The sequence below is a fragment of the Candidatus Bathyarchaeota archaeon genome (genome assembly GCA_026014465.1).
Taxonomy (GTDB): domain Archaea; phylum Thermoproteota; class Bathyarchaeia; order Bathyarchaeales; family Bathycorpusculaceae; genus JADGNF01.
This window is the reverse complement of sequence record JAOZID010000010.1, coordinates 187,544-199,946: the sequence shown is the minus strand read 5'-3', so window position 1 is coordinate 199,946 and position 12,403 is coordinate 187,544. Positions and strand designations below refer to the sequence as shown.

14 protein-coding genes and 1 tRNA gene are annotated in these 12,403 nt (G+C 47.9%); 6 read left to right on the top strand and 9 right to left on the bottom strand.

What is annotated here, in order from left to right; all coding sequences use genetic code 11:
* Positions 1-15 precede the first annotated feature (15 nt).
* Positions 16-987: an ABC transporter ATP-binding protein gene (locus NWF04_03105; GenBank protein ID MCW4005573.1), complete on the top strand. Its 972-nt coding sequence runs from the start codon at positions 16-18 to the stop codon at positions 985-987.
* Positions 988-992: 5 nt separating this feature from the next.
* Positions 993-1,727, top strand: a complete 735-nt coding sequence (locus tag NWF04_03100; GenBank protein MCW4005572.1) for an ABC transporter permease — start codon at positions 993-995, stop codon at positions 1,725-1,727.
* Between the two features lie 36 nt (positions 1,728-1,763).
* On the opposite strand, the gene NWF04_03095 is transcribed toward NWF04_03100, so the two are convergent.
* Both NWF04_03095 and NWF04_03090 read right to left on the bottom strand, forming a co-directional pair.
* A complete protein-coding gene (locus tag NWF04_03095) occupies positions 1,764-2,966 on the bottom strand; it encodes a cache domain-containing protein (protein ID MCW4005571.1) in 1,203 nt (400 codons plus the stop codon).
* A 137-nt stretch (positions 2,967-3,103) separates the two neighbouring features.
* A tRNA-Trp gene (locus NWF04_03090) sits at positions 3,104-3,273 on the bottom strand.
* A gap of 170 nt (positions 3,274-3,443) precedes the next feature.
* On the opposite strand from NWF04_03090, the gene NWF04_03085 reads away from it, so the two are divergent.
* Both NWF04_03085 and NWF04_03080 read left to right on the top strand, forming a co-directional pair.
* Entirely contained in the window at positions 3,444-4,583 is a 1,140-nt protein-coding gene (locus NWF04_03085) for a DUF1512 domain-containing protein (protein MCW4005570.1), read from the top strand.
* A gap of 12 nt (positions 4,584-4,595) precedes the next feature.
* A complete protein-coding gene (locus NWF04_03080) occupies positions 4,596-5,018 on the top strand; it encodes a zf-TFIIB domain-containing protein (GenBank protein ID MCW4005569.1) in 423 nt (140 codons plus the stop codon).
* 1 nt (position 5,019) lies between these two features.
* Here NWF04_03080 and map read toward each other — a convergent pair whose 3' ends face one another.
* Together map and NWF04_03070 are read right to left on the bottom strand one after the other, a co-directional pair.
* Positions 5,020-5,925: a type II methionyl aminopeptidase gene (gene map / locus NWF04_03075; GenBank protein ID MCW4005568.1), complete on the bottom strand. Its 906-nt coding sequence runs from the start codon at positions 5,923-5,925 to the stop codon at positions 5,020-5,022.
* Between the two features lie 97 nt (positions 5,926-6,022).
* Entirely contained in the window at positions 6,023-6,574 is a 552-nt protein-coding gene (locus NWF04_03070) for a flavin reductase family protein (protein ID MCW4005567.1), read from the bottom strand.
* A 148-nt stretch (positions 6,575-6,722) separates the two neighbouring features.
* On the opposite strand from NWF04_03070, the gene NWF04_03065 reads away from it, so the two are divergent.
* Both NWF04_03065 and NWF04_03060 read left to right on the top strand, forming a co-directional pair.
* On the top strand, positions 6,723-7,208 hold the full coding sequence (locus NWF04_03065) for an EVE domain-containing protein (GenBank protein MCW4005566.1): 486 nt from the start codon (positions 6,723-6,725) through the stop codon (positions 7,206-7,208).
* 108 nt (positions 7,209-7,316) lie between these two features.
* On the top strand, positions 7,317-7,697 hold the full coding sequence (locus NWF04_03060) for a DUF5518 domain-containing protein (protein ID MCW4005565.1): 381 nt from the start codon (positions 7,317-7,319) through the stop codon (positions 7,695-7,697).
* Positions 7,698-7,739: 42 nt separating this feature from the next.
* Here NWF04_03060 and NWF04_03055 read toward each other — a convergent pair whose 3' ends face one another.
* The 5 genes from NWF04_03055 to NWF04_03035 form a co-directional block, all read right to left on the bottom strand.
* The gene (locus tag NWF04_03055) at positions 7,740-8,429 is read right to left on the bottom strand and encodes an NAD(P)H-dependent oxidoreductase (protein ID MCW4005564.1); all 690 of its coding nucleotides are present in this window, start codon (positions 8,427-8,429) and stop codon (positions 7,740-7,742) included.
* Entirely contained in the window at positions 8,426-8,998 is a 573-nt protein-coding gene (locus NWF04_03050; GenBank protein MCW4005563.1) for a flavodoxin family protein, read from the bottom strand. The genes NWF04_03055 and NWF04_03050 overlap by 4 nt, the downstream gene beginning before the upstream one ends.
* Before the next feature lies 1 nt (position 8,999).
* Positions 9,000-9,656 (bottom strand): TetR/AcrR family transcriptional regulator, encoded by a 657-nt coding sequence (locus tag NWF04_03045; protein MCW4005562.1) that lies wholly within the window; start codon positions 9,654-9,656, stop codon positions 9,000-9,002.
* A 127-nt stretch (positions 9,657-9,783) separates the two neighbouring features.
* A complete protein-coding gene (locus NWF04_03040) occupies positions 9,784-10,932 on the bottom strand; it encodes a tryptophan--tRNA ligase (GenBank protein ID MCW4005561.1) in 1,149 nt (382 codons plus the stop codon).
* Positions 10,933-11,154: 222 nt separating this feature from the next.
* Positions 11,155-12,393 (bottom strand): ABC transporter permease, encoded by a 1,239-nt coding sequence (locus tag NWF04_03035; GenBank protein ID MCW4005560.1) that lies wholly within the window; start codon positions 12,391-12,393, stop codon positions 11,155-11,157.
* Between the last annotated feature and the right edge of the window lie 10 nt (positions 12,394-12,403).

The window sequence follows — 12,403 nt, the reverse complement described above, 5'->3', positions numbered from 1 at the left end:
TGTTGAAGTGATTGTATGGCGGTTGCAATTGATGTTCGGGAACTAACTAAATGTTATCCGAAAGTTTTGGCTGTTGACCACATAAGCTTCAAGGTGCTGAAGGGCGAGTTTTTTGGTTTTCTGGGTCCAAACGGAGCGGGTAAAACCACCACTATTAACATCCTAACAGGCACCTCAAATGCAACTTCGGGGCAAGCATACATCCTTGGCGGCAACCTCACCCAAAAGCCTATGCAAGTAAAAGAGCATATCGGCGTAGTTCCTGACGCATCAAATCTCTATGGCGAAATATCCGCATGGAACAACCTGATGTTTTGCGCTAAAATCCACGGCGTAAAAAAAGAAAAACGGCAAGAAAAAGCCGCTATGTTACTCAAATCTGTGGGTTTATTCGAAAGGCGTGATGAGCGTGTGGACACTTTTTCCAGAGGCATGAAGAAGCGCCTGATGATAGCCGCCGCCCTGATTCATGACCCCAAAATCCTGTTTTTGGACGAGCCCACGACGGGGTTGGACGTGCAAAGCGCCCGAGATGTCCGAGCTTTAATCAGAGAGCTAAATCGGCAGGGCGTAACCGTGTTTTTGACTACTCATTACTTAGAAGAAGCAGACCAGTGCTGTGCCCGAATAGCCATAATTTCAAACGGAAACATCATAGCCATAGACACCCCAGAAAGGCTAAAATTGATGGCACAAGCCGAGCAGGTAATTGAGGTCTCGTTTGACGGCGCGGCAGATTTAACTCAAAAGCTGCAGAAACTGGATTATGTTAAGGGCGTAGCTGTTGCAGGGGACAAGTTTAGGCTACTTACAGACGACACTTCTATGGTGCTACCTACTATAGTTAGGTTCGCCCAAGAAAACCATCTGAGGATAATCTCCATTAACACGCCAAAGCCGACCTTGGAGGCTGCGTTTGTCAGGCTTACGGGTTTGCATCCCGAAATATTATCAGCCGAAGGCAAAACAGAGCAAAACCAGAGATGAAAAATATGTCAAGTTGGCTTGAAAGCTTCCAGAGAGCAGTTTACATCGCTGAAAAAGACATTAAAGTCTACTTCTTTAAAGGTCCAAACCTCATTTTTGGCCTGATCTTACCCGTCTCACTTTTTCTGGCTTTCTCCATTGGCAGATCTGTTGACCCCACTTTTTCAGTTCCTGGACTAGTGGCGATTGCATCTTTCTTTGGCGCAGGAGCCATCCAAGCAATCACTCTTCCGCTGGAGCGAAGAACAGGAACATTCAAGCTTCTCCTAACCGCACCCATCTCTTTGTCTACCATAGCAGCAGGAAAAGTTTTAGCAGGTTTCATATACGGAGTAATCCTGTCCATAGCGTACATGGCGGTTATGCTTCCCTTCACGGCAGTGGCTAATTTGCCTTTGTTTGTTGTGTGCATCGCGTTTTCAGCATTCATGTTTTCGGCGTTTGGTTTTCTGCTCTCGGTGCCGTTTAAGGACATTCCCCAAGCTATGCCCCCAGCTACAGTAGTACGCATCGCAATGGTCTTCATTTCAGGGGTATTCTTGCCCATATCAGCTATGCCCACGATTCTTCAGGCAATCGCATTCACCATGCCGCTCACGTACTCAGTAGAAGCTCTAAGACAAGCAATGACAGGCGCTATTAATACACCCATTTTTCTCGCTGATTTAGGAGCCCAAACACTCTTCTCACTGGTTTTCCTATATCTAGCAATTCAGTTACTCAAAAAAACAATTAACTAACAGAACACACAACCAAAACAGCACACAAAAAAGGGTTTATTGTTGGGCTTCGTAGATGCCTGCTCCGATAAGCCAGTTTTGATTTACCATTGTGACGTAGCTGACTTTAGGTTTGATGGTGAAGTTGTCTGAGGGGTCTGCGTATGCGTAACGTACAAAGCCGCCTCCTGATTGTGCTGTTTGAATGATCTGTTGGATAAATGCGGTTCCGTTGGGGTCTGTTGCGTTCCAGCGGTTTGTACCGATAAGTTCTGGTTGAAACGGCAGCGCCAAAGTGTTACCTGACATGTCATAGGCAAATATGTAGAGTTCACCTTCAACAAATTGACCCGACTGGTTATTGAATTCGTTTAGAGCCGTTTCTTGACTATTCTGGTGTGCATACTCGTAGGCGGCTTGAACGAAGGCGAAGAGTTCTTCGGGAGAGGTAGCTGTTCCCTGCGTTGGAATGTAGCGTCTTAAAATCTGTTCATAAACGGAGGTGCCTAAGGCGTCTGTTTCTTGCTTAAGTGTGTCAATTGTCTGCTGGAAAGAGGCAACTGTCGAGTCGGGAATGTCCTTGCTAAAGGCGTAGTAATAATCGTAATAGCTTAGTTGAAAAGCGTTCTTAAAGGAGTAGTAGTTGCCTGTTATCTGTTCGGTGAGAGTTCGACCTACTACTTGCGCGTAGCACCAAAAGTCTATGCTGCCCTTTGAAAGGTCGTCTATGATGGCGGATGCATTGGTGAAATATACCAGTTGATTCTCGGATACTCCTGCGTTTGTAAGCTGCACAATGGCAGCGGAGTCCTTGATTACACCGATTTTGTACCCGTTTAAATCGCTGGCTTGGTTGATTACAACGTCATTGTCCCATCGGGTGAAAAGGGCGTATGTGTCTGTAAACAGGGGTCCTGCCCACTTGAAAGACTGCTCTCGCGCGGGTAATCGCGCTGTAGAAAAAAGAACCATCTTCTCACCTGTTAAGGCTGCGTTGTATGCTTCAGTCCAAGGAACCACATGGATTTGATCAGGCGCTACTTTGCTGCCCATTCTATCGGCAACTTCAGTTAAAAGATCAACCGCAATACCTTTTGCAACCCCATTTTCTTGGTAGTTACAGGGCGGAAACTCTTCAGTATAGTAAGCAAGATCATTCAGGCTATTGGACTGCCCAAATTGTAAAACATACACAGACGCTGCCGCCAATGAAATTACAAGGGCTACAATTAGAAAATAATAGGTGTAACGTCGGGACATAGCACTGAAACGTCGGACTTTTATATTTAAGACTTTTTTACGAAATGTACTACACAAAAACAGCAAAACCAAAAACACAATTTTTAAAAAACAAACTATGTTTGCAGAGCGCAAGCAAGTGTATTTGGTGTGGAAGGTGGTGGGGTCGGCCGGATTTGAACCGACGACCTTTACCCAAGAACCGCGCGTGGCGATTCTTTACGGGTTTCTCTAAGGACCGCTCCAGAACTTCGTCATCCCTTGCGGTCAGCAAACCCGTTGCTTGCTTTCTGGAGCCCGTCGTCATGCCTGTCTAGACTACGACCCCACCTCAGGCATAGAGCACATAGTAGGACGTGCCAGCATAAAAATCTAACGTTACGTTTGCTCACAACCGCGGGGGATAGCGTGATTTATGCGGTAGGGTGTAGGATGTTGTATTTGGCATAGCTTTATTACTGAGGGGTAACAGTTTTTGAAACGAAGTGATGAATGAAGATGAATACGTTGGTTCAAAATCCAGTGCTAACTAATCAGTTTGGTATCGGTTCGGGGGACCCTATACTTACGATTATCAGCTTATTTTCGTACTTGTTCATTTTTGTGTTCATTTTTTACGGTCAGAGAATTCAGATGTACGTTATGATTAGGGAGGTTGAGAGTTCTCTTTTCAAGCTTAAACTCATGAAGGAAGAAGGCCGAAAAACCGCTATAGGAACCATAAAGGAAATCGGCAAACCAACCGTTGACCCTTCAGACAGAGTTGACCGTTACATGGACTACTTCACGATTTCCCCTCAAAGCATGGACCCCGCAGGCATAGTCCACAAGCTTGATCACATCATTGACATACGCGACGCCCGCCTAAAAGAAGAAGTAAAACTAATGGCACCTGAAAGCGACGACGTCCAAATCAACAATTTGGAAAACACTTTGGAGGCGGCAATGGCGCTGAATTACATCTACAAAGTCGTACGTCACTTCTATTTACAGGGCAAAAAAACCCTTAGCCTCTACACCATCATGCAACTGCAAATGATACTGCCCATGGTGATGAAAGAAGCTGAAGCATACGCCAGCGCCCTCAAAGCCTTCGCAAACGGCCAACCCATCGGCGACGGCGTAGGACCCCTGATTGCAGCGAAAATCATGCACGGATACAAAACCAGCAAAGTACCCAAAGACTGCGTAGTCGCTTCCGTACCCTTCGAAGGCCGCACCGCTCTTGTCATGAAAGCGGAAGGCCCTGGCGGTAACGTAGGCAAACCAGGTGATGCGATCAAAGCAGTGCTTGAGGAAAACAAGGGCAAAATCGCGGCGGTTGTCATGATTGACGCAGGCTTGAAGCTGGAGGGCGAAAACGTCGGCGAAATCAGCGAGGGAATCGGCGCAGCCATCGGCGGTCCAGGCGTCGACGCATTCAAAATCGAAGAAACCGTCGTCGACCAAAAGATTCCACTCTACGCGGTAATCGTCAAAGAGGACATCGGCGATGCAGTTTCACTGATGCGCAAGGAAATCTCGGACGCCGCTGACAAAGCAATCCAGCGCGTTAAAGATATTGTTGTAGAGCGAACCAAGGAAGGCGACAAAGTGGTCATCTTTGGAGTCGGCAACACCATAGGAGTTGCACAATAGGAGGAAAAGAAGATGAGCAACACTGTAAAAGCAAACAGCACAGGAGCAAACAAAATTTCAACTTTCGTACAAGCCGTAATCTACATAACATTGGCGCTTTCCGTTGTCGCAATTGTCGTAGCCGTCGGAGCATACTTTGAAACAGGTTCGTTAGAAATAACCCTCTACCTGTTAGCCATTGGTTTCATCTCGATGGGTCTTGCAGGATACTACGCGTATCAGTCACGCAAACACGTAGCAAACCTCAAAGTAGAAGACATGCCCATACTCACCACCATCGAATGCCCCAAATGCAACATCAAAAGCACACGCGAATTCCAACGCGGCGACTACGTATTCAAAGAACTCGAACAATGCCCCAAATGCGACGACAAACAGCTAATCACAGCGATTTACAGAGAAGTCAAACAAAAAGAAAAACCCGTCAAAGTCTAATCTAAGACACGACGGAACACCCATCTTCTTCTATTACCACCGTATGTTCAGCTTGGGTAACCATTTTGCGGCTTGTCTCCACAAACACGGGGTAACTCATAACTGCTTTTTTGGACAGCAACTCCTTGAACGCGACAGCGTAATCTTTAGGCGGCAACGCATCTGTTAGCCAACGCTCCGAAAACGGCAACGTGTAGCAGTTGTCTTCAATGTACTTCACAAGCTGCTTAGCAAGAGGCGACTTGGCGGCTTTAGGCTTAACCAAACGGAAAATCGTTCTCTGAGGCGCATCCTCCACCACACCATTTGCATCAAAAGTGGTCACAAACGGCTCTATGGCAAAGACTTCGCCTGCCTTGAACTTCGAGAAAGTAACTTGATGAACATTTGGGATGCTGGTTCCCGCGTGAATGATGTAGCGTCCCACTGAGTGCCCTGTGAGGTTGGATATGGGTTTGAAGCCACGGTTTTTTATGGTGTTCTCGATTATGCCTCCGATTTTAGAGGGGGTGATGCCTGCGCGGATGTTTTCAGTTGCGGCGGCTAGGGCTGCTTGTGCGGCTTGCGTCATCAAGTCGTATTGGGGGTCAAAGCAGACGGTGGTGGCAGTGTCGGTTACGTAGCCGTCGACGTGTACGCCCATGTCTAGTTTGACTACGGATTTTTCGGGTACCGTGCTTTTATCGCCAGGGGGTGAGCTGTAGTGTGCAGCTACTTCGTTGATGGAGACGTTGCAGGGAAACGCGGGTTTGCCGCCTTTTTCACGTATGAGGGCTTCGGCTTTTTCGCAAATCTCCAGCACGGACATGTTCTCGCGGACATAGCTCTTCATGGTTTCGCGGGTTTCACGAAGAATTTTACCTGATAAATAGAACTTTTCTATGGCTTCTTGGTCATAAGTGGGCATACGGGTTCACTTCGTCACGGTCTGCCTTTGTTAGATATACAGACACTTAAATTAGTAGTGCACAATAAAAAAGGAAATTGAGGGGAAAAGGAAAAGGTTAGGGTTTGTAGATTTTGGGGTCTAGTAGGGCGAAGTTGTTGCCACCTGCGTGGTAGAGCATTTTTGCGTTTTCGAGCGAGTAGCGTTCTGTGAAGACGCCTGGATCTGCGTAGGTTTGAAGGATTTTTCCGATGAATAGGGTGTGGTCGCCTGCGGTTACTTGGTCGTAGACTTTGCATTCTATGTGGGCTATGCATTCCTGCACGATTGGGGCTTTGACTTTTTTGGCTGGCGCAGCGGTTAGGCCTGCTTTCTTGAATTTGTCAAAACTTCTGCCGCTAAATGAGCCGCACGCGTAAACGGACTGCAAAAGCTCAAGGGTTGGAACGTTAATCACGAATTCTTGCGATGCCTCAATAAGCGTGTGAGAATGACGTTTAGGTGAGAGGCTAATTGCCACCAACGCGGGGTCATTGCTAACGGGCATAACCCAAGCCACAGCCGAAACGTTAGGTTTACCATCCGCACCCGCACAGGAAACCAAAAAGGTATGCATAGGATGAATAAGCCGATACGAATACTGCGAGTTCACTTCAACTTTTCCAGACATAACAGTTCACTTCCAGCATACCTATCAGCAGTTACCAAATTACATCTTTCGCTCCAAGTAACCACGCTTTTGCAGCAAAGACAGAACAAGAGCTATAAAACAGGAACCCCTTCAAAGAAACACTGTTCACCCATTGGAGACGTAAACGTTGAGTAATTACTGGATTTTCAAGGTAACAAGCGAAACAGGCGGATTGTTTGGCAGAACAGCGCAGGAACTGTTTGACCACCGCACCAAAGAGGAGTTTTGGCCAATCAGGGAACTCTCTGAAGACGGCAAACGCGAGAACAAAATTGACCTGCTAAGGAAAGGGGACAAAGCAGTTTTCTATGCGGTGGGCAAAAATAGCGGTCGCTTCGTGGGCACCTGTGTCTTGGCTTCAGATTATACGCGGTTAACTGAGGAGCAAGCCGCCCAAGTCGTCCACAAAGAGTACATAGACTCTGAGCAGGGCGTGTTCATCGAAAAAGTTGACCGATGGGCTAAACCCTTACCCGCGGATTACCTACGACGAAAAGAAATTCTTGCCCAAAAAGGCACAGCCATCAGCGTTCGCTTCAGAGGATACATCAAAAAACTAAAACGCCCCGAAGAATACTACGCGCTACTGCAAGAACACGAACTATACTTCTAACAAAACGCTCCGCACAGTAAAACATGCGTGAAAATACGGATTTTACATCAGGACTCAGAGGACAGAAGGGTTTTATCCAACAGACCTTTGAGGCTAATAGAGAGGACAATGATAAACAGCGTAATCCTAGCTTCCCTTGTAGGCTTCATAACAACCATATTCGCAGGGATAACCTTAGGCATAGTCATACCGTTTTTTGGCGTTTTTATAGGCATATTTTTGGGTGGCTTTACAGCAGGAGTTATAGCGCAAGGAGCTGGACGAGGAGCCCTCGCAGGATTTTTGTCAGGCATGTTTGGAGCAGTCATCATGGCAGTATTTGCAGTTGTAGGTACAGCTTTGTTAACAGGCATAGTTTCTAGCGTTGCAGGCAGCATATTTGGCGGTGCAATGGGCTTCACCATAGGAATACTCGCGGGTATAATCGCAGTAGTAGGCACCGTCACAGCAACCATAGGCGGAGCAATCGGCGGAGCAGCAGCAAAATAAAACTGGAGTAAAACAGCTATTACGCATAACTGTCAGAGGGTTCTAAGGCGCGTATGGTTTTGCTCGCATCTTGTCTTGAGCGCCATTTTGTTTTGCTTGCTTGTTCCACACGCGGCGCCCAAACCAACGCAGCATCGGCTTTGATACAAACAGCGGTAGAAACGGTTTAACAGTCAAAGTCTTGGCCTCATCCGAAATAACCTGTCCCTGAACAAGAGCCTCAGAAGCCAAACCAAGCCCCTTAATCAAGTTTCTAGTCATCTTGTTTTCATCACTTAATTCACCATTCAAAGCCTCGCCCATACCAACAATGACCTCACCACCCCACTCAAGATTTGACTCCAAAGCAAAGTGTTGCATGATTTGGACCGCGATTTTCATGTGCTCTATTTCGGGAAAGCCGCAGTTCATAACAGGAACCAGCATAGACCGGCGGGGTTGGGATGTGGCTTTGCGGTGGCTGCAGATTAGTTCCATGGCTTTTATGGTAAACGAGGGGATACTGTCAACGTAGAGGGGCGCGGCAAGAACCAAAATGTCCGCAGCGTCCACAAGGTCCAAGAGTTTTTTGCGTCCCTGCGCAGTGTTAATTAGCCTAACAACGGTGGCTTCGCTGGATTTTACGCCTTTCTTCTCCAGTTTGTCGGTTAGGTTTTTTGCGATAGCGCGTGAGTTGCTTTTTTCGCATCTGGGGCTGCCGTTTATCAACAAGACAGATTTGGGCGCGTTCATGCAACTACCTCCACCTGCTTGAGCAAGTCACCGACAAACGCTGAGGCTTCCTTGGTGCTTTGGTCGGTTTGGAAGGTTCCGACGGCATATTTTGGGGGTCGCATGTTTAGGGCGTTTCTAAGGGTCAGCGCCTTGAAGGTGTCGGTGGTTTGCGTGTTGGCGGCGTGGGTTCCGATGACTATTAGTTTGGGCGATTTTTCGTAGCGCATTTGGTGGTGGATTTCTCCGTGGTAGGATTCAAAGTAGGGCATCAGCATGGGTATGATGCGGTCAATTGCTTTTTTTAGTTCTGAAGAGTATCCGCCAAAAGTTATTGGAGTGACCCAGATTAGCAGGTCGCTTTGCACGACTTTTTTTGTGGTTTCTCTGCCGTAGTCGTCGATGACGCATTCTCCGGGAGTTTTTATCCAGCAGCCAAAACAGCCAAGGCATTCTGCGATTTGTTTTTCCCGAAGCTTGATTAGCTCTACCGCCCAGCCGCTACGGCGTAGCTGACTGCACAATGCAGTCTCAATTTCATTAACCGCCAAATCATCTTCAGCGGCTCCATCAAAAATTACAGCTTGCATCCTATTTTTTCTCCTCCAGTTTTTTGTTTTCGGTGTTTTGTAGGAAATGACGTAGCGCCTGCAGGGCGAATTTTACGGTTGCAGCTTGGTCTGTGCCTGTTTGCGTGAGAATCATTTTGAAGCTTGTTGGAAGCTGTATCATGGTTCGTGTGGATTGTATGAGGAAAATCGAGGTCAACAGGGGGTCTAGGTCAGGTTTTATGGAGCCGTCGTGGGTACCCTCTGTTATAGCGTTTAGCACTACTTCGAGGTTTGCAAAGCTTACCCGCTGCAACTCTAAAGCGTTAACGTCATCACTGCACACCGTGGGCAGGTTCTCAGCGTGCATACACATCTCAAAATACTGAGGATAGCGCCTATAGAATTCGTAATAGGTCATGCCAAGCGCAGAAGCCTTCTCCAACCCCGACGGCTTCCCAGCTACTGCTTCATGAAACATCTCATTTAACAACCGAGCCCCCCTCAGAGAAACCGCACAATAAAGCGCCTCCTTACTGGAAAAATACAGATACAACGTGCCTTTAGCAAGCTGCGCCGCCTTGGCAATTGAGGCAATGGTGATTTTGTCGTAGCTTTCAGAGAAGAAAAGCTCCTGAGCAGCATCGAGAATCTGACTTCGCCGCAGTTCTTTTTCTTTTTCTTTTCGTTCAACCGTCAACTTATTGACCGCCATTCACTAAATGACCAATGGTCACACAATGACCCATAGTCATTTCAAACATAAAAGGCTTGCGCAACCCAAAACCAGAGGAACCAGAAAAGTGAGAAGCTCCTAAAAAGGGTGGTTAACGTTTGATGTGGTACTGGTTGATGGTGTCTTTGGCTTTTTCTCGGCGCTCACGATGCTGCTCCAAGAACTTGTTTAGTTTTTCGACGATGTCTTTTTTGCATTCTCCGCAGAGCATTTCGCCTGCTTGGCATTTGCGTTCGCGCTCCGATAGCTTCTGGTTGTCTTCTTCAAACAGGTAAAAGTAGTATTGGAATATGCTGCATACGTGCGGGTTTGCGCCTAGTTTGCGTTGCTCGGCTGCGGTTCCTTTGCCGCCCGTAAACGCGTTCCAGATTTTCTTTTTGACGACGTCGGGGGGGTCCATGGTGAATATGCTGGTTTCAGGCATGCTCGCGCTCATTTTGCCTCCTGCAGCTAATCCGGGGAGGAAGCGGCAGTGGATTTGGGCGGGTTTGTGGTAGCCGAGTTTTGGGGCGATGTCTCGGGTTACGCGCCAGTACGGGTCTTGGTCGATGGCTGCGGGGATTAGGGCGGGGACGTTTTCGCCTGTGAGTTTTTTGTGCAAAAAGCAGGGAGCGGCTTGTATGGCGGGCCAGAATACCCAGCCGATGTTGGTGCTGTCTTGGAAGCCAAAGGTGCTGCGTGCCGTGCTGTAGGTGATGCGTTTGGCGATTTCAAGGATGATGTCGTAGAGCAAATCCATGTCTTCAACATCGTAGATGATAAACGTGTTTTCGGGTTTGAACCCAACTGCTATGAGGTCAAGGGCGTTTTCATACGCGTTTTGGCGTGTCTGCTTGAGGGTGGCGCGGTCGCTGATGAGGTATTTTTCGTCGTCGGTCATCTGGAAGTACAGGCGCGTGTCGAATTTTTCTTGCAGGTGCTTGGTGAATATCCAGGGAACAAGGTGCCCGATGTGTACGGGTCCTGAGGGACCTCTGCCTGTGTAGAGAACGAATTTTTTGCCTTGCTCGTACAGGTTAAGCACAGTGTCTAGGTCGCGGTGGCTAAAGAAGATGTGACGCTGAATCTGCAAGTGAAGCTCGTCGGTGTACTTTGCAACTTTATCAAGAAGCTCATCAGTTAAGGGCTGCGTACCAAACTCGCGAATAAGCCGCTCATAATCAACTTTACCCTTAACCTCCCAAGGCGTAACCACCATCTCGCCATTATTGTTTTCTGCACTGCTATCGGGGGCGACCATAAACATCCAACTGAAACTAAGCTGTTTGGGAACAAAAACCCATCAAGGAATATAACTCTTTTTTGAATCCACGTAGACCCCCCTCCCCCTATCGTTTCTGCATACAATTAAAAACAGCAGCCAAATAGGCAGCTAATAGGTTGGTTTGGACGGTGTTGTAGCGGTTTTGTAGCGGTTTTGAATTTGTAGATGAAGAAGGGTGTGGGGGTTGGGGAAGTGGGGTTATTTGCTTTTCCAGCGTGTGACGAGGGTTCCGATGATGATGAAGGCTACTGCGATGGCGGCGACGATGGTGATGTTGAATATGATGGTGTCGAGGTTTTGGGTTATCATGGCGGCTTTGAGTCCTTCTGAGAAGTAGGTTAGGGGCAGGACTTTGGAGATTGTTTGTAGGTAGTCGGGCATCATTTCTAAGGGGAAGAAGGTGCCTGAGAGGAACATCATGGGGAAGGCTATGGCGTTTCCGACTGCGTTGGCGGCTTCTATGTCTTTGAACAGCCCTGCGAGGCTCATGCCTATGCCTGAGAACATGACTGAACCCAAGAATATCATAAGGATGGTTATGGCGTCGGGTATTACGCGGACGTCGAAGAGCAGCCAGCCTACGCCTATCATGATGAAGGCAAGTATAAGGTTTAGAAGGGTCTGGCTTAGGATGGAGCCTATGACCCAGTCCATCTTGGTGAGAGGCGTTATGGAGAGGCGTTTGATGATGCCGCGGCGTTTGAATTCGGTGTTAGTGGAGGTTAACCCGATTATGCCATTGGTCATGATGAAGGCTGCGGTTATGCCTGGGATGTAGAAGTCTACAGTGCTAAATTGTGTGGAGGTTACGGATTCTTGGTTGATGACGATTATGTTTTTGGCTCCGATGAGTTCGTAGTTAAACGCGTTGGCTACGCTGCCGATGATGCTGTATACGGTTCCAGCGGATTGGTCACCTGAATCCAGCATTATAGTTAAAGAAGCGTTTACTTCGGGGAACTCGTCGATGAACAGTTGCATCTGTTCCATGCCCTCTTGGATTTGGGCAGCTTCAGTTCCGTTGATGTACGGTGCAAAGTACTCGTAGGACATGTTCAGGGTGTCATGGCAAATGCCTAGGCGTACGCGCATGGTTCCGTTTATCAGGTCGTCATGGAAGCCTTCGGATATGACGAGTATGCGCATGTTGCCGCCTAAGGGTCCAAGGGCGTCTTGGGCGTAGGTTGTGGCGTTCGCGTCTGGCGGAATGGTGGTTATGGCAAATGTTTCGGTGCTGTTGAGTGCGTCCACGAAGGCTTGTGAGAGCTCTGTGGGTTCGCCGTTGGTTTGGTCCATGTTCTGCACAAATAAGCCGTAGCTGCTTGCGCCGCCCACGTTAGAGAAAATCGAGCCGAAAACCACAAGCAGCAAAATCGGGAACATGATGCTAAAGAACAAGCCTGAGCGGCTTCTAATCCAGTTCTTAGTAACCGCCATGAAAATTGCT

Bases quoted from the DNA above. Each gene is read 5' to 3' on its own strand.
- NWF04_03040 (MCW4005561.1), bottom strand. From the start codon at position 10,932: ATGGTCGCCCCCGATAGCAGTGCAGAAAACAATAATGGCGAGATGGTG.
- NWF04_03100 (MCW4005572.1), top strand. From the start codon at position 993: ATGTCAAGTTGGCTTGAAAGCTTCCAGAGAGCAGTTTACATCGCTGAA.
- map (MCW4005568.1), bottom strand. From the start codon at position 5,925: ATGCCCACTTATGACCAAGAAGCCATAGAAAAGTTCTATTTATCAGGT.
- NWF04_03060 (MCW4005565.1), top strand. From the start codon at position 7,317: ATGATAAACAGCGTAATCCTAGCTTCCCTTGTAGGCTTCATAACAACC.
- NWF04_03085 (MCW4005570.1), top strand. From the start codon at position 3,444: ATGAATACGTTGGTTCAAAATCCAGTGCTAACTAATCAGTTTGGTATC.
- NWF04_03095 (MCW4005571.1), bottom strand. From the start codon at position 2,966: ATGTCCCGACGTTACACCTATTATTTTCTAATTGTAGCCCTTGTAATT.
- NWF04_03070 (MCW4005567.1), bottom strand. From the start codon at position 6,574: ATGTCTGGAAAAGTTGAAGTGAACTCGCAGTATTCGTATCGGCTTATT.
- NWF04_03055 (MCW4005564.1), bottom strand. From the start codon at position 8,429: ATGAACGCGCCCAAATCTGTCTTGTTGATAAACGGCAGCCCCAGATGC.
- NWF04_03035 (MCW4005560.1), bottom strand. From the start codon at position 12,393: ATGGCGGTTACTAAGAACTGGATTAGAAGCCGCTCAGGCTTGTTCTTT.
- NWF04_03105 (MCW4005573.1), top strand. From the start codon at position 16: ATGGCGGTTGCAATTGATGTTCGGGAACTAACTAAATGTTATCCGAAA.
- NWF04_03080 (MCW4005569.1), top strand. From the start codon at position 4,596: ATGAGCAACACTGTAAAAGCAAACAGCACAGGAGCAAACAAAATTTCA.
- NWF04_03050 (MCW4005563.1), bottom strand. From the start codon at position 8,998: ATGCAAGCTGTAATTTTTGATGGAGCCGCTGAAGATGATTTGGCGGTT.